Below are 22,860 nucleotides of genomic sequence, written 5' to 3' on the forward strand. Positions count from 1 at the left end.
TAGCTTTCATTGAACCGCATATGCCTGTGAACAAGATTGTCAATAACGATTTTAATGCCCGGTTGAGCGAGAAAGCGCAATTTGTAAATGATACGCTGTCCCGCCTTGTTGCCGGGCAGACGGGTATTAGCGGTGATTTAAAAGAGGCAATCAAATACACGCTCGAAGCCGGCGGCAAGCGGGTGCGTTCGGCGCTGGTTCTCTGGTGTTGTGAGCTTATCAGCGGCGAGGTAAATCGCAATGCCGAAATTGCAGCGGCGGCGGTCGAGATGGTGCATACTTACTCCCTTGTCCACGATGATTTGCCGGCGATGGATGACGACGACATTCGCCGGGGGCTTCCGACCTGTCATAAGGCCTTTGATGAGGCGACGGCTGTTCTTACAGGCGACGCCCTTTTGACGCTTGCCTTTGAGATTTTGGCGAAAGAAATTGACGACGCAGCTATCGCGGTCAGATTGATTGGCGAATTGGCGAAGGCGGCAGGTCCTGCCGGTATGATTGCCGGTCAAATGGCCGACCTCAAAGCTGAAAACGGCCGAGGCGGCGAAGAAATTCTGGAATATATCCATACCAACAAGACCGCCAAGATGTTCCGTTGCGCCGCTGCTATGGGAGCCATTTGTGGACAGGCAAAGGATAGTGACTTTAACCGCCTTTGTGAATACGGCCTTAAGATCGGCCTGGGCTTTCAGATAGCAGACGACATACTTGATGTTTGTGCTTCGAGCGAACATTTGGGTAAGACTGCCGGTAAAGATGTTAAAGCGGGCAAGGTAACATATCCGGCCGTCATCGGAATGGAAAAGTCAAAACAGCTCGGGGGAAAATTGGCCGATGAAGCGGCAGCAGTGCTTGAACCATTCGGCCAAAAAGCCGACACCCTCAGAAATCTCGCAATCGCCCTGTTGGAAAGAACGAGATAATCGGAAGAATTTTTAATGGCTAACTTATTAGAACAAATGGACGGCCCTGATGACTTGAAAAAGTTGTCTCCGCCTCAGCTCAAGCTTCTGGCGGAGGAAATACGCCGCTTTATGCTTGCCTCGGTGAGTGAAACAGGCGGACATCTCGCCAGTAATCTCGGCGTTGTGGAACTGACGCTGGCCCTGCATTATGTCTTCGATTTCAAAACCGATAAGCTGCTTTGGGATGTCGGCCATCAGTGTTATACACACAAAATCATAACCGGCCGAAAGGCTGATTTCGCCAAGCTTCGTAAACGCGACGGCGTAAGCGGCTTTCCAAATCCGGATGAAAGTATTTATGACCAGTTTGCCGTCGGTCATGCAGGGACCTCGGTAGCAACGGCAATTGGAATGGCAATGGGGCAGGTTCGAACCGGAAAAAACGATAAAATCGTTGCGCTGGTCGGAGATGCCAGTATTGTGAACGGCCTTTCTTTCGAGGCGCTGAATAATCTCGGCCTGGTAAAGAGGCAATTGCTTATAGTCCTCAACGATAACTCCATGGCAATCGATGCTACGCAGGGGGCGGTGGCAAAATACTTCTCCAAAGTCCGCCTTAGCCAGACATACGAGGATTTGCGAAAAACCACCAAAAATATCCTCGAACATATGCCTGCTATCGGTAAAACCGTTGAGGATGCGATTGAGAGAATTAAGAAGGGTATTCGTATGGTCTTCCCTGCCAGTCAGATGTTCGAGAGCCTGAACATCCCTTATTTTGGTCCCGTTGACGGCCACGACATCGAATCGCTTATACAGTTGTTCAGGGCTTTGCTGCATTCGAATCACCCTGCGATTCTGCATGTTTATACAAAGAAGGGCAAAGGTTTCGCTCCTGCCGATGATGACCCGAGGAAGTTTCATTCGACTGGGCCCTTCAAGATGAATGGAAACGCCGTGGAAACCTCCGCCGGCGTCAGGAGCAGCTTTACCGATGTTTTTGGTCGGGACATGACCGAACTGGCTGAAAAGGACAAAAGAGTTGTCGCCATAACCTCCGCAATGTGCGACGGAACGGGACTGACCGAATTTCAAAAAAAATTCCCCGACAGGTTCTACGATGTCGGAATTGCTGAAGGTGTCGCGGTAGATATTGCAGCAGGACTTGCCAAGAGCGGCCTGAAACCTTTCGTTTGTATCTATTCGACTTTCCTGCAGCGAAGTTTCGACCAGATATTCCAGGAAGTGTCGCTGCAGAACCTGCCGGTTGTTTTTTGTATCGACAGGGCTGGTGTCGTCGGCTCCGACGGTCCAACGCACCATGGCCTGATGGACATCGGATTTTTGAGAATGATGCCGAATATGGTCCTGGTAGCTCCTGCTGATGAGGCCGAAGTGAAACTCGCTCTTGAATTTGCTCTGGCGGAAAATAAACCGGTCTGTTTGAGGTACCCTAGAGACCTTGTTCCGTCGAGCGAGTTTGATTTGTCTGCTTGTGCCGTGCCCTTTGAATTGGGTAGGAGCGTCGTTGTCAAAAGCAGCGCCAAATCGGCTATTGCAATTGTCGCATACGGAAGCGTCCTTACCAATGCCCTCCAGGCGGCTCAGCTGCTTGGGCAGGATGGCATTGGTGTCGATGTGATAAACGCACGGTTCGCCGCCCCGCTCGATGATAAAATTATTTCCTTGCTCAAACGCCACAAAGGTATAATAACGCTGGAAGACCACGGTCTTGCCTGCGGCTTCGGCTCAGCCGTGCTTGAGGCGGCTGTTGCTTCTTTGCCATGTCCGATTAAAAAACCGATTGTGACTCTTGGTATGCCCAGGGCATTTTTAAGGCATGATTCCCGCAATACTCAACTTATGCAGGGGGGGATAAATGCCGATAAAATAGTGCTGACGGCGAAAGAAATATTGCGCTCGGCCCGATAATAGCCTCGGCAATAACGTGGGAAAGGATAATCTTAAAATGGCGAAGAGCGGCTTGCCAAAATTGGTGATTTTCAGCGACCCGAAGAAGGGCCATGTTACCGAAGTGGTTGCGGAATTTCTCGATTTCGCCAAAGGTAAAGCCGATATCGTTGCCACCTGCGGTATAGACCAGTGCACCGTTGATATTTTGAAAGAAGTTGATTTTGCGGTTGTCTTCGGCGGAGATGGGAGTATTACCTCTGCTGCCAGGCAGCTCAGTCAGGTCAATGTGCCGGTCATAGGTGTTAACCTCGGCAAGCTCGGCTTTCTGACAGAATTCAGCCTCGGAGAGCTTAAGGAATTTTTCCCTTCGTTGATATCACGAAAGCTGCGCATAGAAAAGCGTATGATGCTCAGATGCAGGATTTTCAGCGGCGGCAGGGAAAAATTCTCCTCGGCGGCCATCAATGATGTTTTTATCACAGCGGGTCCTCCTTTCAGAATGATTGAGTTGAAGATGTCGGTCGACGGCCAGCTCGCCATAGACGGATTGGTAAGCGACGGCCTTATAATTTCTACGCCCACCGGCTCGACAGCTTATAATCTCTCGGCGGCAGGGCCGATACTTTCTGCAAATATGCAGGCAATGGTGGTTACGCCTATTTGTCCGCATTCGTTTAGCTTCAGACCGGTTGTTATCAACGCCGACAGCAAAGTAGAGGTCTTTGGAGTCAGCGTCAATGAAGGTACTACGGTTTCTGTCGATGGCCAGATTTCCTCAAAATTGTCAATCGATGACGTGGTGAAAATTGAAAGGAATAAAGGCGATTTTCTCGTAGTGAATAATCCTCTTAGGACACAGTGGGATACTTTGGCGACCAAGCTCAGCTGGGCGGAAAAGCCGAAGTATAAGAAGAATCCTATTTTGTAATAATTAGTGATTGTTTAATTATGAACATAGTTCTGAGGTGAATGGTGTTTAATATTATGAAAAGAACAGCGGCATATATTATTGTTGGTTTGTTGTTTTTCACCGCTTTTTCAGAAATTAGCTGGGCGGCTGGAGGCTATAATATTAATCCTGCCACAGTCCCGCCGAGCCTAAGACGTGAAGGCCTTGTTCGCTCTCCCGGCACAGCTGTCGGAAGCGGAAACCTGCTGATTACCGGAAATATCAGAGGTCCGGCGTATTTTCGAGGAATTGTGCCGTATTCAGCGCCAACCGATTTTGGAGTTACGCTTCCTTCGTCTTCGCTTGATTCGTTTTTGAGGGATTCAGCCGGCTCGGAGAGTTTCGGCGGTTACAATAGTTACTCTGGTTACGGCCCAAGGTATAGACCATATTATTCGCCGACCCAGACAGTATCATCTACGATACCGCGCTACTATGCTCAGGGAAGGGTATCGGCCGCAAATATTGACGCTTATTCTGCTCAGTCTTATTTAAGCGGGACCTTGCCGGTGCGCCGCGACAGTGTACTCGATGCTGCATCTGCGACATCTCTGGCCCGCTGGCGGCCGATGTCGATGACGCCGGAAGAAATGCAGAAAATAATTTCATCCGAAATCGCCAAATACTCGCCGGGAAGATTGACCCAACCGGGATATCAACCCAAGACGGGACTATATAATCCGGAACTAAGACAGGAAAGCTATAAAGCAGGCGAACTTAGGACAGGTATGCCCGGCATGGAGGGCTCTTTATTACTCCCTGTTGTGAGAAAGCCGGGTGAGGTCAACCAGCCGTTTGGGATACCGGGACAGGCCGGTGAGGCAGTTGCCCAGGTGCCGTTTGGCACAGATATGAATACGCCGCTTAATGTCTACGACCAGATGCAGCAGCAGATTGATAGCTTGCAGACAAAAATCAACTTGGCACTTGTGACACCACAGCCTCAAAAGGACGCTGAAGAGGGCGAAAAATCAGCCGGTGAGCAAACCGGGAAGGGTTTTCAGGCTGAGAGGCTCGCTGAAGTTAATTTGCCCGCTTCCGGGATCAAAGCTGCTTTTGGCCCTTATGAAACTTTTGCCTCATTTTCAGAGGACAAATTCAATCAGAATATGCGGGCGGCAGAAATATATCTCAAGCAGGGCAGATACTATCGCGCTGCGGATGCCTACACTCTCGCATCGCTTTACAAGCCGGACGACCCCCTTGCCTATGCCGGAAAGAGCCACGCCCTTTTTGCCGCGGGCGAGTATATGAGCAGCGCCCTGTTCCTTTCCAGGGCCCTGCGGATTTTCCCGGGGTATGCGCGGTTTAAGATAGACATTGTGGCTATGGTAGGGGACAGGGACAAACTCGAGACGCGTGTGGTCGATGTCGAAGAATGGCTCACGAGAACCGATGCTCCTGAACTGCAGTTTTTACTTGCCTACGTTTATTACCAGATGGGTAGACCCGTGCCGGCCAAGGAAGCCATTGACGCGGCTTATGAAAAAATGCCCGATTCCTCCGTGGTGCTCGCTCTTAAACAAGCTATCGAAGAGAGTCCGAGCCCGGCGGCAGGCGAGGGTGGCTTGCTGCGTATAACCGAACCGGCTGCGGCACAACCTTCGTTACCTGCTGGGCAAGACGTGATAAGTGATGCATCGAAAGAGTAAAGCCGTTTTCTGTCTTCCGTTTTTATATATTGTTAATGATAAAAGCTGACACAACTTTGAATATCGAGGGGGTTTTGTCCGCCGATGGTTTAATCGCGCGGTCGTTCAGCGGATACGAGTTTCGGCCTCAGCAGGTGCAGATGGCCCGTGCTATTAAAGACGCCTTTGCGGACCGCAGGCATCTGGCTGCAGAGGCGGGAACAGGCATAGGAAAGAGCTTCGCATATCTTACTCCTGCAATAGAGCTGGCCCACAGGCAAAAAACAAAAGTGCTCATCAGCACTTTTACTATTACCCTTCAGGAGCAGCTAATCAATAAAGACATTCCCTTCCTTGCAGAGGCTTTGCCGCAGGCGTTTACCGCTGTTCTGGCAAAGGGCAGAGGCAATTATCTTTGCAAACGCCGACTTGAGTTTGCAATGCGCAGGCAGGCGACAATGTTCGATTGTCTAGGCTCAACGCTTGCGGTTATAAATCAATGGGCGAGCCAGACAAAAGACGGCTCCCTCAGCGATATTCCGATTTTACCGAAAAATCATATTTGGGATGCCGTCAAGAGCGAGCACGGTAACTGCCGGGGCAGAAAATGTCCCCACTTCGGCCGGTGTTTCTACTGGCGGGCGAGGCGCCAATTGGACAATGCCGATATTATTGTGGCAAATCACGCCCTGATGTTTAGCGACCTTGTGCTCAAAGCGCAGGGTGCATCGATTTTGCCGGATTACAGGTACGTTATTATCGATGAGGCCCACAATGTCGAGCATGTCGCCGAGGACCATTTCGGGATAAATATCAGTAATTTCACAGTCAAATTCCTCCTCGACGCCATTTATAATCCGAGGACACACAGAGGACTTCTGGCCTATATGGATGCACACAAAGCCGTTGATATAGTCGCTCTTGTATCCGGGGAATCGCGAAAATTCTTCAGCCGGGTCAACAAATGGTACCAGCAGTCAAAGGATGAGACTTCGGGAAGATGTTACAAAAATTTTGTCGATGACAATCTCACTGGACATTTGAAAAATCTGCACGCTGAATTGACTGCTCTGGCCAAGATTTGCAAAGACGTTGATGAAAAATTCGAGATTACGCGGCTAATCGACCGCTGCTCGGCTCTGGTTCAGGATTTGGATTCATTCTTGAGCCGGCAGCAGGATGATTTCATTTATTGGGTTGAGCCGTCTTTCACTGCCGGTGCTGCTACTCGCTTGAGAAGTGCGCCGCTCAATGTCGGACCTAATGTGAAAAGCTGTTTGTTTGATAAGTATGAATCGGTCGTACTGACCAGCGCAACCTTGAGCTGTGGTTCAGCCTCGGATGAAAAGACGGGGTTTGAATTCTTCACCGGCCGCATTGGTCTGGATAACTGTAAAACGCTTAAACTCGGCTCGCCTTTCGATTACGCCAAACAGGTCACCCTTTATATCGAAAAAGACCTTCCCGCCCCAAACGACCCCGCTTTTATTGATTCTGCGGCTGGCGTCATCAGCAGTTATGTATGCAGAACACAAGGCAGGGCCTTCGTCCTTTTTACCAGTTACGAAATGCTCGATGCAGTGGCTCAAAAATGCGCTGAAACACTTGCCGAAAATGGTATCCGCCTGCTCCAGCAGGGTGCGGAATTTGACAGGACATCTCTTTTGAAGCTGTTTAAGTCTGAGGACAATGCGGTTCTTTTTGGCACCGACAGTTTCTGGCAGGGCGTTGATGTCCCCGGCCAGGCGCTTAGCAATGTCATTATCGTTCGCCTCCCCTTTGCCGTCCCCGACCAGCCGTTAATTGCCGGTCGGCTCGAACAGATAAAGCAGCAGGGAGGCAACCCTTTTAATGATTATCAGTTGCCTTCTGCGATTCTCAAATTCAAGCAGGGCTTCGGCCGGCTTATTCGAAGCAAAACAGATACAGGAATCGTTGCTGTCCTCGATAGCCGAATAATAAATAAACGTTACGGCCAAGAATTCCTCAACGCAATCCCAACCTGTAAGATGGAAATTGTGACTCATTGCTAGTAGCGTGTATTGCTTTAGCATTAATCACAGGTCGATGGTATATCACAAAGCCAGTGAGCGGCAAGCCAGCCCAGGTCCTCGATATCCACGTTACCGTCAAAATCAAAATCGGCACATTTGCAGTAGTCGGCAGTGGCACAATCCGCACTGAGCCATTGCGCTGCAAAACGGGCAAATGCCTCCATATTGACCAGCACCATATCGTCCTCGGGCACAAGCAGATACCCATGCCAGTATCCATCGGGGTTAACCCCGCAACCTGTGACCCACCCGTTATTGTTTATACCTGTTGCGTAAAATAATGTCCAGCCGGAGCATGGGTCTATTAGTGTGTTTAAGTCTATATTGCTGCTTCCGCCGAGTGGGTCAAAAATACAGGCACGGGCACCGCCGGAACTGTCATTAGCCCACCCTGCAATCTGGTTGCTGTCGTTGATGGACCGGGCCTCACTCCAATCGCCGCCTAAGGTTCCGAGGTCTTTATTATTCCCGCTGCCATTGGGGTCAAAAAGACAGGCTCGCCCATTCCCGTAACCGTCATAGGCCCAGCCTGCAATTTGGCCTTTCTCATTGATGGAGTAGGCCTGACTGTGCTCGTAACCATTGAGTGTTCCGAGATTGATATTATTATTGGCATCGCCGGTGGAGTCAAAAAGACAGGCACGGTAATAGCCGGAACTATTTGCGGCAGAACCAACAATCTGACCGCTGTTATTGATAGAAGAAGCGGCACTCGAATTGCCGCCGATGGTGCCGAGGTCTGTATTAGCCCCTCCGCCTGTAGAATCAAAAAGATAGGCACGAGTGGAGCCAGAAGGGTTTTTTGCTTGCCCGACGATCTGCCCGCTATCATTGATGGAAAAGGCTACACTGTAATTGCCGCCCAATGCGAGGTCTGTATTAGCCCCTCCACCTGTAGAGTCAAAAAGGCAGGCGCGGATAGAACCAGAACTGTCTTCTGCTTGTCCAACAATCTGGCCGTTGTTGTTGACGGAAAAAGCGAGACTCCAATAGCCGCTGCTGCCGAGCGTTCCGAGGTCTAAATTATCACCGCCGCCTGTTGAATCAAAAAGACAGGGACGTACGCAGTCGGAACTGACCCAGGCCTTGCCCGCAATCTGGCCCCTGTCATTGATGGAGTATGCCTCACTGTCATCGCCGCCTAAGGTTCCGAGGTCTATGACTTGATGATACCCAAAAGAAAAACTGCTAAGGCTAAAAAGAATCACCACTGTGGGAAAAAAAGATGCCTCTCTGCTCTTCATAATTTCTCCTCCTTCTGCATCATTCCGCCGGGCGAACTGCCGGCAAGACAATGAATAGTGTTTCATAATGATAAACAATATCTGGTTGGAATGTCAAGAGAAAATCGCAATTGTTGCAAGGCGGCTGTGGTTTTGTCACTTGATTTCGTCCCCGCTATGTTGTAAAATTACTTTCTTAAAGCTGATGTTTATCACAGTGAGGTAAAATATGCAGATAAAATTAAAGTTTCTCGGCGCTGCTCAGAACGTTACCGGTTCGCGGCACATGCTCGAAGCAAATGGCGCCAGAATTCTTATAGACTGCGGCCTTTATCAGGAACGACACTTCAGAGAAAGAAACTGGGCTCCATTTATCATACCTCCTGATAGCATCAACGCCGTCCTTTTGACCCACGCCCATCTCGACCATTGCGGCCTGTTGCCGAAATTAGTTAAAGAAGGTTTCAAAGGCAGGATTTATTGCAACTCCGCCACCGCCGAACTTGCGAAGATTATTCTTTTGGATTCAGCCAAGATACAGGAAGAAGACGCTGCGCATAAACGCAAAAGACACGCTAAGCAGGGCAGAAAAGGCCCCTATCCTGAGGCCCCTCTTTATACTGCCGAGGATGCCGAGGCCTGTTTCCCCCTCTTCTCGCCGGTCGAATACAGAAAAGCTGTACCGCTTGGCGATGGCGTAGAAGCCACTTTCTATGATGCCGGCCACGTCCTCGGCTCTTCGATAATAAGGGCCAAAGTCCGCTGGGACGGCCAGGAAAGGATTATTTTATTTTCCGGCGATATCGGCAGGCCCGACAGGCCGATAGTATGCGACCCAACCGTTTTCGACGCCGCCGATTATGTCCTCATCGAATCGACTTACGGCGACAGAATCCACGAGCGAACAAGCGACGTGAAGAAAAAAATGGGTGACATAATAAACTCGACAAAAAAAGCCGGTGGTAACATCGTTGTCCCCAGCTTTGCCCTTGAACGCTCGCAGGAGGTTTTATATTACATAAACGAGCTGCTGCTCGAAAAAACAATATCACCTCTGAAAATCTTCCTCGATAGCCCGATGGCTTCTAAGATTACAAAAGTTTTTCAAAGCCATCCCGAGCTGTTTGATGAGAAAATGGCCGAATTTATTAGAAACAAAAAATCGCCTTTTAATCTGCCGAACCTCGAACTGGCCGGAAAAGCTGAGGAGTCAAAGGCAATTAATAATATAAAAGGAACCGTTATGATTATAGCCGGCTCCGGTATGTGCACCGGCGGCAGAATAAAATACCACCTCGTCAATAATATCTCTAAACCCGAAAATACAATAATGTTCGTCGGATATCAGGCAGTCGGGACCCTCGGAAGACAAATCGTCGATGGCGCGGAAAAAGTCCGAATACTCGGCGAGCAGCGCGAGGTCAAAGCCAACATCGTCCGGATACATGGCTTCTCGGCGCATGCTGACAGGTCCGAGCTTCTCACCTGGCTGAAAGGCCTGAAAACTCCCCCTCGAAAAGTTTTTATCGTCCACGGCGAAACCGAAAGCGCATCTAATTTCGGTACTTACCTTAGAGAACAAACCGGCTGGGATGTCTCTGTCCCCGCTTACCGGGATGAAGTCGTCCTTGAATAACTCTTTGTCATTCCCGCGAAAGCGGGAATCCAGAGGAAATCTACAAAGATTCTTTCTTTACAACGGTGACCGGCGCAATCTTTTCCAGCCCCTCTTTAAGTTTTCCCGCCTCTCCGGCAACGACTATTACCAGCTTACCAGGCTCTATCGTTTCTCGCACCAGATGCTCACAATCCGCCCGTTTGGCTTTCGTAATCCCGCGAAGCAGTCTTTCAAGATAATCCTGGCCAAGCCCCTGCGATTCAATCAGCCACAGGTCGCCCGCAATCTGTTGCGGTGTCTCACGGCCCCTCACAAAGCTGCCGAGTATATATGACCGGTTGTTCTCAAGCTCATCATCGCTCGGACCCTCGGTTTTCAGCCGATTTATCTCTTCGAGGACCGCTCGGACCGCCTCCGCCGTTGATTCTGTCTTGCTGAAGGTGCCGACCTCGAATTCTCCCGCAAAGCGATTAGCTATATAGCTGCCCCAGACGCCATAAGTCAATCCTTTCGCTACGCGAATACTCTCGTTAAGCCGGCTGTCAAAACCCCATCCGAAATAACTGCTCACTATTCGGCTTACAAAATATCCGTCATCGTGCCGCGTAATACCGCGCTGACCGACGCGAATCTGGCTTTGTGTGCTCCCAGGCATGTCCACTAAATATATATGCGTCTCTGCCGCTGCCGTCGGCGAAGATATTTTTATATTCGGGCGTTCGCCGGTCGCCTTCCAGTCTCCGAAAGTTTTCTTCGCCAATTCAAATGCCTCTTTTGCCTCAATATCTCCCGAAAATATCAGCACCGCCGTATCAGGCCTTGCAAACTTGCTCCACCACTGCTTCAAATCTTCAATCGCCAGCGCATTAACATCCTCAACCTCGCCCGTAGCCGTCCGCGAGTACGGATGTTCACCGTATAGTTTCCGCCGGAATTCCCTGTCAGCCACGTACTCCGGCTCCGCCGATGAAACCGCTAACGTCGTAAGGACCTGCTTTCTCAGCTTCTCAAATTCCTCTTCAGGAAAGCTCGGCGTCAGCACTACTTCGCCGAGCAGTCCCATCGTCCGCCCGGTATACTCTGTCAGACAGCTGGCGTTTACCGTGCCCGTGTCCATATCACATCCCCCAGAAAGGCTGATTGCGTATGTCTCCAGCTCATCTGCCAGTTCGCCCTCACTGTGCTTGCTCGTTCCCTTGACAAGCATCTGCATTGTCATCGCCGCTGTCCCCGGCTTACTCTCCGTCCAAGCTCCCGGTAAAAGCCCGAGCTGAATACTCACAAACGGCACCTCATGATTCGGCACTACGAGCACCTTCAGGCCGTTCTTTAATTTTTTGCTGCTGTATTTCGGCGTTAGCTTTGCTGCCGCGACCTTCGCCACCGGAGCTTCCTTTGACCAGTTTTTTGGGCGAGTTAGTTCTCCCCGGCCCGGCTTCGGCGAGACCTTCTCCGGCTCTGCTGTAATTACCCCTTCTTCCTCTTTAGCGATTCCGAGCATACCGCTCACTGCACCGGGCAGGTTTCGGTCAACCTTAACTTCCAGAGCCCTTTTGTCTGTTAAATATTCGTTTGCAGTCCGCTGAATGTCCGCTGCAGTTACTTTTCGTATATCATCTATCCATCGGTTGACTTGTGAAACATCGCCGTATTCCACCGCCGCATTGCCCAGCATATTCGCCTTGCTTTCAATTTCAAGGTTTTCCGTCACCAGCCCCCGCAGCATCTGGTTTCTTGCCTTCATCATCTCACGTTCGCTCACCGCTTCGTTCCGCAGCTTGGAAATGTGCCTCTCGATAATCTCAAGAACGTTGTTTGCGTCTCCGCTGAACGGCGTCATCGCTGCTCCAGCCCCGAACAAACCGTCTTGTTTCAGCGACCACGACACAGCTTGTGCGCCGACCGCTAATTGTTTTTCCGCCACCAGCTCACGGTATAATCTGCTGCTCTTGCCTCCCCCTAAAATCTCCGCCAGGAGATCAACAGCGACACTGTTTTTATCGCAGACCGGTACCGTCCGATACACCACCCCTGTGGCAGGTGCAGGTGCGTTCTCTTCCTTCAGCGTGACCGTTCGCTTCTCCGTCGGCTCCGGCTCTTTGACCGTGACACGCGGCGGCTCATCGTATCGCGGTATCCAACCGAAATAGCGTTTTGCCAATTTTTGTGCATCCTTGTGTTTTACCGCTCCGACAATAATCAGCGTCGCATTGTTCGGAACATAATATTTCTTCCAGAAATCCCGCAGTTCCTGCACTGATGCCGCCCGAAGGTCAGGTATGTTTCCTATCGGAGGCCAGCTATACGGATGGACCTTAAAAATCTCCGCCAGCAGCTTCTCGTATATCGTCCCGTATGGCTGGTTTAAATCCATTCGCCGTTCTTCCTCGACCACCTTGCGCTCAGTATCGAACGACTCCTGGTCAATCTTCAGAAACGTCATTCGCTCCGCCTCCAGCCACAGCGCCAGCTCGAGCTGTTTTGCCGGAAGCGTCTGATGATATACCGTCCTGTCGAATCCGGTATTGCCGTTCGTTGTTCCTCCAACACGATGGATATAGGCAAAATGGTCCGTTGGCCCGAGTTTGTCCGTCCCGCGGAACATCATATGCTCGAACATATGTGCAAAGCCGTGCCGTCCCGGCTGCTCGTCTTTCGACCCGACGTGATACCATATCTGCACCGCAACTATCGGGCACGAAAAATCCTCCAGCGTTATAACCTCCAGCCCGTTTGCAAGTTTAATGCGTCTATAATCGAATTTCCCTGTTTCGGGTCGTGTTGTTTTTCCATGGCACTCCGCCGCCCAAAAAACCAGCGATACCGCCAGGACCGCAAATAAATACTTGGTTTTCTTGAAATTCATTTCTATATCTTTCTTGTTGGTTTTAAATCCCTATCGCCAGTTCCGTTTTTGCCTTTTTGAGAATATCCTCCTCTAATGGACACGAAAGGTCTGCTCCGCTGACAACTTCACAAAACCGCTTCTTCTTTTTCTCGTCAAAGCTTTTCCCGTCCGTCAGCAGCCGATACACCTTATATAGTGCACTCATATATACTTTCGTTAACTCCACGGCTTCGCCATAGTACTCCAGGTATTTAGGCACGCCGACGTATTCCTGGAATCTTGGGCTGTTTGCTCCCTGTTTTTTGTATTCCTTGTCTGCTTTCTTATAAGGCCCCATTTGTTTCGCAAACCACAGACTTGCCAGAACGCCGTCAACAGAATTTTCTATCGTGTCCTCGTCCGGCCCGACACCGTAAGTTTCTATAAACCCTCGCTGCAGGAAATACCTGAACCAGTCCTCCGTATTTTTCAGCCCGACTACACAATCAGGCCAGTTTTGAAAGTCCTGCTCGAAAAATCGGTACGTTGGCGCGGTCTTGTCCTCCGAACTATACACTTCCTGATAAAGAAAATAATCCTGATAAACCTCAGCCTCCCTGTGCAGCTCTCTGTGCTTTCCGTCCGTGTAATAAGGCCCCGCTATCTGATTAACCAGGGGATGGATTATCTGGTCTGCAGCTATATGACTCAGATGCCCCGCGATGTATGCTATCTTGCGCCAGCTGTCGACATCGAAAATCGCCTTCTTGCCCTCGCGTTCGGCGTCGCTGAATATAATCTGAATCAGCTTCAAAACAAATTCGTTTGGCTTGCTCGAATGCAGGTGATACGACCACGGCGTTACCCCCTCCGCTGAAACATAACCGTCTGCGACCATCCCGGTCAGACCTTTGGCGAGGTTCTCGAAATAGTAAAGGTCGGGACCGAGGCTGCCTAAGTTCATATACGCCTGCAACCTTTCTTTCCCGGTCTTTTCATCTAACTTCTTGGCGAAGACGGCTTCATCTTTATCTTTACTCTCTTGGAGCTGCTTTAGCCCCTTATGCGCTATTAGCATATGTGCTATACTCGCAGGCATTCTCGCTCTCCTTTAAATTGTCTCTTGTTTATGGGCGCAGCTGTCGCAGCAATGCAATTCTAAATCGCAAATACTAAGTTGTAAATTGAAATGTTATTATCGTGCTCTTAAGCTCTTGTGACTTATGCATCTCCGCTATATAGCAAAAAGGTTGCCGGCCCGTCATTGACGCTGCTTATGTGCATGTGCCCGCCAAAGGCGCCCTTTTCAACACCCACCCCTTGTTTGGCGATTAGCTCGCCTGCTTTCTCGTAAAGTTCCTTGGCCAAATCCGGCTCCGCTGCGCCGTCGAAGCTGGGACGGCGGCCTTTTCGGCAGTCTCCGTGAAGGGTAAAATTGCTAACCAAAAGAATGGCTCCCCCGGTATCGAGTACGCTTCGATTCATCTTGCCTGCATCGTCGGCAAAGATACGAAGGTTCACTAACTTCTCAGCCATAAACTCGGCATCGGCTGCGCTGTCCCCTCTGCCGACGCTAAGATACACGAGTAAACCTTCGCCGATTTGGCCGACCGTTTGACCGTTAACCTCGACCACGCTCTGCAAAACTCGCTGCACAACCGCTCGCACGGCTAATCCCTATCGCGGGTTCGTGGCTCTCTTCTGGTTCTGTCGGGAGATTCCCTGCGTCCGCCGCTGCGCTCCTGCAGCTCTCTTCTTTTCTCCTCTCGGACGCGAAATCTTCTGCTTTCCTTTTCCAGTTCTTCTGTAACGTCCTTAAGCCGTTCCTGCCTGTCTAATAATATCCCGTCGATTGCCGCCGCTGTTTTTACGGCCCCTTCTTTAACAGCGAGCTCTTTCAGAAAATTAAACTCCTCTGCGATTTGTTTTCTCACGGCTAATACCAGATCCAGTCTTTCATCAAGCTTGCCCTTGGTCCACTCTTTTATCTCATCATTGCTTTTTTTGTTTATCTTTTCCAGTGCCTTGTCTAATCCCGAATATTTCGCAATCTCAGTCCTAACGGCATTTGGGTCGGCAATCTCGTTCACATCCGCAGCCTTGCTTTTATCGGCTGCTGTTGCAGTAACTTTGTTGGCGTCGGTAGTCTTTTTGATTTCCGGTTCTTTCATCGGGGCTTCTTTGGGCTGGGCCGACTGTTCCTCCGTCTGGCCGAAGGCGGGGATGATACTGAATGATACTATCAGCAAAACCGATATTGAAATAACTAAAGTTTTCACGATATGTCCTCCAAAATGTTAATAACGTTAATCAAAATTAATCAACAATCCTAATTCAGCCGTTTTTTTTACGGATATTCAATTATACGATAAACTGGTTCAGTTCGTGCATTAAAATCATCGAAATTTGTTTGCTAAACTTGCTCCATAGAGGCAAAACCAATCTTTTCCGTAATTCTATCAAATTCGTCCAGAGAGTAAAATTCGATAACTATTTTACCCCTCTGTCCGTTTTTGCGGGTTTCAATGGCCACCTTCGTGCCCAGCTGCCTGCTTAGTTCGCTCTCCAACTCCATGATATGGGCCGCCTTGGAGCGTGCGGTGATTTTGGCCTGGCCGGTTCCGGCAAGATATTTTTGCACAAGTCTTTCAACCTCGCGGACGCTCAGCCGGCCTGCCATCGCCCGGTTAGCGAGCTTTCGGCGAAGCTCATCGGTAGGTAGTGCAAGCATCGCTCTGGCATGCCCCATAGTCAACTGTCCCTCGGCTAACATTTGCTTGATTTCCTCCGGTAAGTCCAGCAGGCGCAGGTAGTTAGCAATGACAGAGCGGTTTTCGCCGAGCCGTTCGGCGGCCTCGGCCTGCGTTAGAGAGAAGGCATTCAGATAGTTTTGGTAGGCCTTCGCGCGCTCGATAGGACTAAGGTTGGCACGGTGTATGTTCTCAATTAGCGACCACTCAAGCATCTGCTCATCGCTCGCTTCCCGCACTATGGCAGGTATTGTTGCCAGGTGAGCGGATTGGGCCGCCCGGAGCCGGCGCTCGCCGGCAATCAGCTCAAAACCGGTCCCGGCGGGGCGGACGATAATCGGCTGAATTACGCCGTTGGCCTTAATGGATTCGGTCAAATCCGTAAGCTCCTGCTGGTCCCATACCGTTCGCGGCTGATAAGGATTGGGCGATATAACATCGACGCTGATTTCCTTCAGCGAATCGCGCAACTCCTTGTCTGGCGGAAAGTTAGCAACCAGTGCAGGGGCGGGCAAGGCTTGGGGTGCCTCGTCCGGGCTTATTGTTATAGGACCCAAAAGAGATGCCAGCCCCCTGCCGAGATGCCTTGGTTTTTCCTTCTTCTTGTCGTTCATACACAACACTCCTTCGTAACTAATATGCAAGAATCAGTCTTTTCGTTACACCTTTTTAATGCAACCTCAAATATTACTTCGGATTTTTCGCTGAAAATTCTGCAGTCTTAAAAGCTGTTTTTTAAAAAAATGTTTCACGTGAAACAATGACAGGGTGCAGAAGGCAGCGTTTTGCGTTAAAAAAGAACACCCAGCCTGGTTTTTCAGCTCCGTTCTCTGCCCCGCTAAAGCTATATGATGCAGGGTGGAACAAGTGCTGCTCAAGACTTGGCAGGGCGGTTGCTGCCCCGGCTTGCTTGTTGAGATTGGCCGGGTGGGCTTGGCAACAGCCGGCGGAATGTTCCACGTGGAACAAGGACGCAAAAAGGGGGGCAGCTTTTAGCGCACAAAAAAGCGCGCAGAAATCGCAAGAGTTAGTTGGAAATACACCTAATAAATAATTTAAAGGTTAAAACGTACGCGGGAAATTTGGCGTTGTGAAAGAACACAGTTTGGGTAGAATTGAGGGACAAGGAAAAAGAAGAATTACGGCAGGATAAAAACAACTGTCCCCAGTATCAATGGATTTTAGAAATATGAAATTTAAGAAGATTGGGTGGCCAGTAAAAATAGTTATCGGTATAGTTGTGGTTTCCTTTTTATTCTGGAATTGCCTACTAAAGCCAAGCATACTCTGGGATGAAACTTTTTGGAATAATAGAGGTGCCTTTTTTCAAGCTATCGGGAAATATAATTACCAGTTTGGCAGGTTGCCAAATAGTTTGGAGGAGATGGTTAAAGCAGGTTTTTTACCGGAAAAATCGAATATATACTCCTGTCCTATTCTACATGGAACCCGTAGCGGCAAAGTGCTTCCATATACCGAATGTGAATACAGCATTACTTTTGACCCAAACAAAATCGTGATATATGTTCCCAAAGAAGTTTTTGATAAATGGGGTTATAGAGATATTGAAGAGAAACGTAGGAAGTGGGAATTTTTGAAAGAATGAAGTAATAAAAAATAATAGTTAAGGAGCGAAGATAAGAGAGTAATCCTTAATTAGGAAAGGCTGATGAAAATTATGAATATCCCCCGGCTGAAAATAACAGCAATTGCACTTTTGACCTTGGCGGCGCTTGCCGTTGGTTACACCTTATGGCAAACCACCCCCCCCGAAGAAACAGTACCTCAACTACCGCCCTCTAAAAACCCTCCGCAACCATTGCCGCTATATGGCATTGCCATATAGTGAATATCTTACTCCGGCATACTTTCCCCGCACCCCCTCATAAACTCCCTGCTTATTCGCGCTATGTGGTATTGCCATATAGTGAAATCATACAGCCATCGAAAACCCACTAATGGCATAGATGCTGTATGGCATTGTCGCATACCAAAACCCCGCCTCGTCTAAATCTATCATGATTATCAGCGCTATGGGGCATTGCCATATACTGGATCGCCCCTCAAAACCCGCCGCAAAAGCCTGCCGCCTTAACATCTTCTATGACTACCGGCGCTATATGGCATTGCCATATACTGAAATTCTCATCCCCAACGCTTAAATACCGGATTATCAAATCGCAACATTAGTATATACGCATATACTAATATACTTCACGATGTCACCACCGCTCAACCCGCAAACTTCAACGCCTATATCTAAAAAAACCCTGTTAACTTCGGCAGCCTGCACCAAAAAATTCCTCTTCTTCTCATCTACTCATCACCCCATCTACCTAATCTACTTTTTGTCTCACTTTGCAGCATTTTTGCGTACATTCACAGCACTTTTCCGTACATTTACAGCATTTTAGTGCGCATTTTTAGCATTTTTTACCACTTTTTACCTTACCCAAACTGCCCATTTTAATTATTTTAACATCGCCGCCAAATCCTCATCAACGTTTCCAATCGGGCTGATATTGTACTTTTCTACCAGTATTTTTAATACACCCGGGCTGACAAACGCCGGCAAAGAGGGGCCGAGCTTTATGTTCTTAACTCCAAGATACAAAAGGGTTAACAGTATCGCCACCGCCTTCTGCTCATACCACGACACCACCAGCGACAGCGGCAAATCATTGACCCCGCACCCGAACGCATCCGCCAGTGCCAGCGCTATTTTAACCGCACTGTAACAGTCATTGCACTGCCCCGTATCAATCAGCCTCGGTATCCCGTCTATGTCCCCATAATCCTTATCGTTCAGCCGATACTTCCCGCACGCTGCTGTCAATATAACGCAGTCTTTTGGCACTTTCTCCGCAAATTCCGTAAAGTAATTTCTCCCCGGCTTTGCCCCGTCGCACCCGCCGATAAAGAAGAAATGCCGAATCTTACCGTCCTTTACCGCCTTTATAACCTTGTCTGCGATACCGAGCACAGCGGTATAATGAAATCCGGTGCTGAGCGTCCCCTGCTGATTTTCCGGCAGCTTCGGCTGAGACATCGCCTTCTTTATAACCTCGCTGAAGTCCCGATTATTAATATGTTTAACGCCAGCCACTCCCGCTATGCCGCAGGTAAACATCCTGTCTTTATAGCTGTCTTTTGGAATCATAACGCAGTTGGTTGTTACCAGTATTGCGCCGCTGAAATTATCGAATTCCGTCCTCTGGTTCTGCCATGCTGTGCCGTAATTGCCGGCAAGGTGCTTAAACTTTCTCAATTCCGGATAGCCATGCGCAGGAAGCATCTCGCCGTGAGTATAAACGTTAATGCCTTTGCCTTCGGTCTGCTTGAGTAATTCATAAAGGTCGAGCAAATCATGGCCTGTAACAACAATTCCCGGCCCAGCCTTTGTGCCCCGTGCGACAGTCGCCGGCGTTGGATTGCCGAATCTCGATGTATGGGCGTTATTGAGCATTTCCATAGCACGGAGATTCATCTCGCCTGCTTTTAGCACCAGTTCGAGATGGCGGTTCAAGTCAAAATCAACGTTCGTCAAGGTCGCGAACATCGCCTCGTGCATAAAAGCATCCACCTGTTCGTCTTTTTGCCCAAGCTCGCGGGCGTGATACGCATAGGCCGCTATGCCCTTTAAGCCAAATATAAGCGTATCCTGCAGAGATTGAATGTCTTCGTTTTTTCCGCAAACTCCGACTTTCGTGCAGCCGATTCCGCCTGCCGTCTGTTCACACTGATAGCAAAACATAATTTTCTCCTTCTACTTTTTATAAGTCAAAAGTTGATTAAATTTATCCCTAATTAAAAAATATCTCCCGAACCCCATTTGCCCGGGAGAATATCTGGTTTAAACTGCTTTCGGCTGTGTTCTAATCATCGTCAGCAGCATTTTAAATCTTTCCTCGGCGTTAACAGCATGCGGCACATTGGCCGGCATTATAATAACGTGACCCGCTGGAACAGTCACATCCCTGCCCCCTATCATTAACCTGGCCGTTCCTTCAATAACCTGAACAACTGCATTGTAAGGAGCAGTATGTTCGCTTAATTTCTGCCCCTTATCGAAAGCAAAAAGAGTAATAGTCCCGGCCGGCGTATCCACTATCGTTTTGCTGACTACCGAATCATCCGAATACTTTATCAAAGAAACCAGCTCCTGATTTCTTCCGAAGCAAACATCCAGCACTGCCGCATCCTTTTTCTCGATACTCATTCTAATCCTTTCAATTTCGCGTTACGCTACCTTTGTTTTAGTTCGGCTCCGCAGTATTTCAGTAAGGGTAATTCCGCTGAGATAACCTTCTATATACAACTGAAGACAAGTCAGCTTTGTATTTATCTCGCATTCGGCCTCGAATTCGCAACCCTTGCCGCCAAATAGGCATCTGTTTAATCGAAGCCCGCCCTGGAGAACGTTTATGATTTCCATTAGGCTTATCGCCGATGGTTCTTTGTTCAGGGCAAAGCCGCCTTTGGGGCCCATGTCGCTTTTAACTAATCCTGCCTTGTGAAGCCTCTGCAGGATTTTGCAGCCGAGCTGATATGAAAAATGCCCGTCTTCAGCCAATTGCCGAGCCGAAATAAATTCTCCGTTAAAACGTTTCGCAAGACTTACCATTATACGCAACGCGTAATCAGTATTTCTTCGTAGCACATCCATTTTTATAGCCCTTCAATAATCATCGTCTCATCTAAGACTAATATAGTCCTATTTGTGGGTTTGTGCAAGGGAAAATATACTTTTTTGAAGATTTTTGAGAAAAACCGCGTTTTTGGCTTAATATTTGGGTTTTCCCCTGCTTTATATTCAGCCTTTTATCGTGATAATACCATCGGCTGAGATTGAAACCTGCTTTGAAAGAGCCTTAGCGGATACGAAACGGTATTGGTCCGGCCCTTTCAAAACCACCCCATTTTTATCTGAAATTATCTCGATATTTTGAGCAGGATTTCTCTGCCTGATTACGCTGGCCAATAAGAAGGCCTTCTCCAGACCGTCGCCGGTTTTATAGTTCGCCACTTCGTCTGGCTGGGCAAGTCGTTTGCCGTCATAAATTGAATCACTGCCCATCTGGTTAAGCCAGCCAACAACCTGCTCAAGCGACATAGAATCCGACAATTGGATAGAAACCGGATTACGTTCCACCGCCGCCTTGATAAAAGGTATCCAGTCGCAGGTTTCCATATCACGATAAGCATAGAAAGCAATGTCTGCTGTTGTATTACTGAGACGGATTTGCCGAAGATAATCAATTATCTGTTCTCTGGTGTACTCTACCGGAATTTTAATTGGTTCTGCGGGTATGAAATTTTTGTCCGAAGTGGGAAGCTTTGCCTCGATGCGGATAAAATCTGCCAGTTCATCGACAAACTTCTGCGCATCAGGTAAAACCGGCTCAATCAAACTTCTTAACGCTGTTTTGTCTACAGAGTTTCTCAGGTCAGGCTTTTGTTTTTGCAGAAACTCCTCAATCTTATCGCAGCGGATTCTGCCGGGCAGTTCATAAGAGAAGAAATCATCATCCGAGACCTCCGCCAGCAATTTGTCGTGAGTTTTGCAGGCGATTTTATAATCGCTGTCATGCTCGTAATTAAAAAGGGCCTCGGCCTTTAAAAAATTCGGCTTGCTGTGACAGTCGCGGCAAAGCTGAAAGAATTTCTGGTATTCATGACGGCTTCTTAAAAAACTTGCAAAGACCTCGAGCGTCAATTCCACTGAAAGATACGAACCGAGCTTCTTGGTGAAATCCTGATAAAGCTGTTTATCTATCGTGGCATCTTTATATAAGCAGTGCACATGGCCGGAAGGGTGGGCGACAATTGTTACGTTTTCATTGCGTAACGCCCGCTGCGCTTTATTAGATATGGCGGTGCCGTTAAACCACATTGTCTTCGTAACCAGTCTCCTGTTATTAGTCAGGATGCCGTCCTGCAAATCGATGAAATTCTGCGAATGCAGTGGCGTGAGTATCATATAAATATCTTCCAGAGGAATCCCGCAGACAACAAATGCCGCGGCAACGTAAAGCGCGGCAAGGGACACACATTCGCCTGCAGCGGTTTTGTAACCTTCTTTAAGGCGGAAGGCGTTCATCGCCTCTACGGTTTCAGTCTTCCAGTAAGGAATAACATCGCTGTCGTATTTATCCAGGCCGAAATGTTTGCGGATATCAACGTCGAAATAATAGCTGTCGCCGTGATAGCCGAAAAGAGCGTTGCTTTCAGCTATTACATCCGGAGGTATAAAGTCCTCGAACCGCTTAATCTCTCTGTCTTTATTGGTAAGTCCCCAGGTTTCGAGGTCGAGGTTGAAATCGAACTCATCCATTATAAATTGCCTGAGGCGCATCAATTTTCTGTAGCTGCTTTTGCCTTCGAGCTTTTTGAAGCAATCCAGTTCTCGCCACTTCCAGATAACCGGGCTCATAATGTCAGCCAGCACCAGACTGTACATCAGCTCAGGAAAAACAAAGATTTCCATATCCGAGAGCGTTATTGCTGAAGTGTATTTTTCCAACTGCTGCGGATTCATTTTGCGTCTTCCTTGCATAGATTTCCCGGCATTTCTTCCACAAAGACCCTTATCTGGTCCCTGACCTTACGAAATGCCTTTATAACATTTTCCTCGTCCAATGTCGAAAGATACGGGTCTTCAAAAGGTTTATGAATAACTTTTGCTTTGCCTGTAAATACAGGACAGCTTTCGGAAACATTGTCGCATAATGTCACTACGTAATCAAAATCGATTCCCTTAAATTCATCCATATGTTTTGAATTGTGGTTTGATATATCAACGCCGACCTCAGCCATAACCTTTATCGCCCTGGAGCTGACGCCGAGCGGGCGAATCCCTGCCGAATATGCATCGATAACGTCACCTTTTAAGTGTATGGCCCAGCCCTCGGCAATCTGGCTGCGACAGGAATTGCCTGTGCAAAGAAATAATACTTTTATTTTACTCTTATCTTCACCCATCCCGC

20 protein-coding genes are annotated in these 22,860 nt (G+C 48.7%); 8 read left to right on the forward strand and 12 right to left on the reverse strand.

Features of this window, described 5'->3' with window-relative positions; all coding sequences use genetic code 11:
* Positions 1 to 26: 26 nt before the first annotated feature.
* Genes PHG53_00250 through PHG53_00270 form a run of 5 tightly spaced genes read left to right on the forward strand, consistent with a single transcriptional unit; the run spans position 27 to position 7,435 of the window.
* The gene (locus PHG53_00250) at positions 27 to 926 is read left to right on the forward strand and encodes a polyprenyl synthetase family protein (GenBank protein MDD5380057.1); all 900 of its coding nucleotides are present in this window, start codon (positions 27 to 29) and stop codon (positions 924 to 926) included.
* A gap of 15 nt (positions 927 to 941) precedes the next feature.
* A complete protein-coding gene (gene dxs, locus PHG53_00255; GenBank protein MDD5380058.1) occupies positions 942 to 2,840 on the forward strand; it encodes a 1-deoxy-D-xylulose-5-phosphate synthase in 1,899 nt (632 codons plus the stop codon).
* A gap of 37 nt (positions 2,841 to 2,877) precedes the next feature.
* The gene (locus PHG53_00260; GenBank protein ID MDD5380059.1) at positions 2,878 to 3,750 is read left to right on the forward strand and encodes an NAD(+)/NADH kinase; all 873 of its coding nucleotides are present in this window, start codon (positions 2,878 to 2,880) and stop codon (positions 3,748 to 3,750) included.
* A gap of 56 nt (positions 3,751 to 3,806) precedes the next feature.
* Entirely contained in the window at positions 3,807 to 5,423 is a 1,617-nt protein-coding gene (locus PHG53_00265) for a hypothetical protein (GenBank protein MDD5380060.1), read from the forward strand.
* 35 nt (positions 5,424 to 5,458) lie between these two features.
* The gene (locus tag PHG53_00270) at positions 5,459 to 7,435 is read left to right on the forward strand and encodes a helicase C-terminal domain-containing protein (protein MDD5380061.1); all 1,977 of its coding nucleotides are present in this window, start codon (positions 5,459 to 5,461) and stop codon (positions 7,433 to 7,435) included.
* Positions 7,436 to 7,455: 20 nt separating this feature from the next.
* Here the strand turns inward: PHG53_00270 and PHG53_00275 are convergent, their stop codons facing one another.
* The gene (locus tag PHG53_00275) at positions 7,456 to 8,700 is read right to left on the reverse strand and encodes a hypothetical protein (protein MDD5380062.1); all 1,245 of its coding nucleotides are present in this window, start codon (positions 8,698 to 8,700) and stop codon (positions 7,456 to 7,458) included.
* 208 nt (positions 8,701 to 8,908) lie between these two features.
* On the opposite strand from PHG53_00275, the gene PHG53_00280 reads away from it, so the two are divergent.
* Positions 8,909 to 10,315: an MBL fold metallo-hydrolase gene (locus tag PHG53_00280; GenBank protein MDD5380063.1), complete on the forward strand. Its 1,407-nt coding sequence runs from the start codon at positions 8,909 to 8,911 to the stop codon at positions 10,313 to 10,315.
* Between the two features lie 40 nt (positions 10,316 to 10,355).
* Here the strand turns inward: PHG53_00280 and PHG53_00285 are convergent, their stop codons facing one another.
* The 5 genes from PHG53_00285 to PHG53_00305 form a co-directional block, all read right to left on the reverse strand.
* Positions 10,356 to 13,163: a pitrilysin family protein gene (locus PHG53_00285; protein ID MDD5380064.1), complete on the reverse strand. Its 2,808-nt coding sequence runs from the start codon at positions 13,161 to 13,163 to the stop codon at positions 10,356 to 10,358.
* Positions 13,164 to 13,185: 22 nt separating this feature from the next.
* On the reverse strand, positions 13,186 to 14,223 hold the full coding sequence (locus PHG53_00290; protein MDD5380065.1) for a zinc dependent phospholipase C family protein: 1,038 nt from the start codon (positions 14,221 to 14,223) through the stop codon (positions 13,186 to 13,188).
* 122 nt (positions 14,224 to 14,345) lie between these two features.
* Positions 14,346 to 14,792, reverse strand: a complete 447-nt coding sequence (dtd, locus tag PHG53_00295; GenBank protein MDD5380066.1) for a D-aminoacyl-tRNA deacylase — start codon at positions 14,790 to 14,792, stop codon at positions 14,346 to 14,348.
* 2 nt (positions 14,793 to 14,794) lie between these two features.
* Positions 14,795 to 15,403, reverse strand: coding sequence for a hypothetical protein (locus PHG53_00300; GenBank protein MDD5380067.1), 609 nt, complete (start codon positions 15,401 to 15,403; stop codon positions 14,795 to 14,797).
* A 134-nt stretch (positions 15,404 to 15,537) separates the two neighbouring features.
* On the reverse strand, positions 15,538 to 16,488 hold the full coding sequence (locus PHG53_00305) for a ParB/RepB/Spo0J family partition protein (GenBank protein MDD5380068.1): 951 nt from the start codon (positions 16,486 to 16,488) through the stop codon (positions 15,538 to 15,540).
* A gap of 575 nt (positions 16,489 to 17,063) precedes the next feature.
* Between PHG53_00305 and PHG53_00310 the strand changes: the two genes are divergently transcribed.
* Both PHG53_00310 and PHG53_00315 read left to right on the forward strand, forming a co-directional pair.
* Positions 17,064 to 17,480, forward strand: a complete 417-nt coding sequence (locus tag PHG53_00310; protein ID MDD5380069.1) for a hypothetical protein — start codon at positions 17,064 to 17,066, stop codon at positions 17,478 to 17,480.
* 63 nt (positions 17,481 to 17,543) lie between these two features.
* A complete protein-coding gene (locus tag PHG53_00315) occupies positions 17,544 to 17,720 on the forward strand; it encodes a hypothetical protein (protein MDD5380070.1) in 177 nt (58 codons plus the stop codon).
* Between the two features lie 87 nt (positions 17,721 to 17,807).
* Here the strand turns inward: PHG53_00315 and PHG53_00320 are convergent, their stop codons facing one another.
* From PHG53_00320 to PHG53_00345, 6 genes are all read right to left on the reverse strand, one after another.
* The gene (locus PHG53_00320; GenBank protein MDD5380071.1) at positions 17,808 to 17,972 is read right to left on the reverse strand and encodes a hypothetical protein; all 165 of its coding nucleotides are present in this window, start codon (positions 17,970 to 17,972) and stop codon (positions 17,808 to 17,810) included.
* A 372-nt stretch (positions 17,973 to 18,344) separates the two neighbouring features.
* Positions 18,345 to 19,628 carry a hydroxylamine reductase gene (hcp, locus tag PHG53_00325; protein MDD5380072.1) on the reverse strand — a complete coding sequence of 428 codons (1,284 nt, stop codon included), beginning with the start codon at positions 19,626 to 19,628 and terminating at the stop codon, positions 18,345 to 18,347.
* A 99-nt stretch (positions 19,629 to 19,727) separates the two neighbouring features.
* Positions 19,728 to 20,093, reverse strand: a complete 366-nt coding sequence (locus tag PHG53_00330; GenBank protein MDD5380073.1) for a cupin domain-containing protein — start codon at positions 20,091 to 20,093, stop codon at positions 19,728 to 19,730.
* Between the two features lie 21 nt (positions 20,094 to 20,114).
* The gene (locus tag PHG53_00335; protein ID MDD5380074.1) at positions 20,115 to 20,540 is read right to left on the reverse strand and encodes an Rrf2 family transcriptional regulator; all 426 of its coding nucleotides are present in this window, start codon (positions 20,538 to 20,540) and stop codon (positions 20,115 to 20,117) included.
* Positions 20,541 to 20,687: 147 nt separating this feature from the next.
* On the reverse strand, positions 20,688 to 22,430 hold the full coding sequence (locus PHG53_00340) for a hypothetical protein (GenBank protein ID MDD5380075.1): 1,743 nt from the start codon (positions 22,428 to 22,430) through the stop codon (positions 20,688 to 20,690).
* A complete protein-coding gene (locus PHG53_00345; protein MDD5380076.1) occupies positions 22,409 to 22,855 on the reverse strand; it encodes an arsenate reductase ArsC in 447 nt (148 codons plus the stop codon). Before PHG53_00345 ends, PHG53_00340 begins: the two co-directional genes overlap by 22 nt.
* Positions 22,856 to 22,860 lie beyond the last annotated feature (5 nt).

It is taken from the genome of Phycisphaerae bacterium, assembly GCA_028714855.1.
In the GTDB taxonomy this organism is placed as follows: domain Bacteria; phylum Planctomycetota; class Phycisphaerae; order Sedimentisphaerales; family Anaerobacaceae; genus CAIYOL01.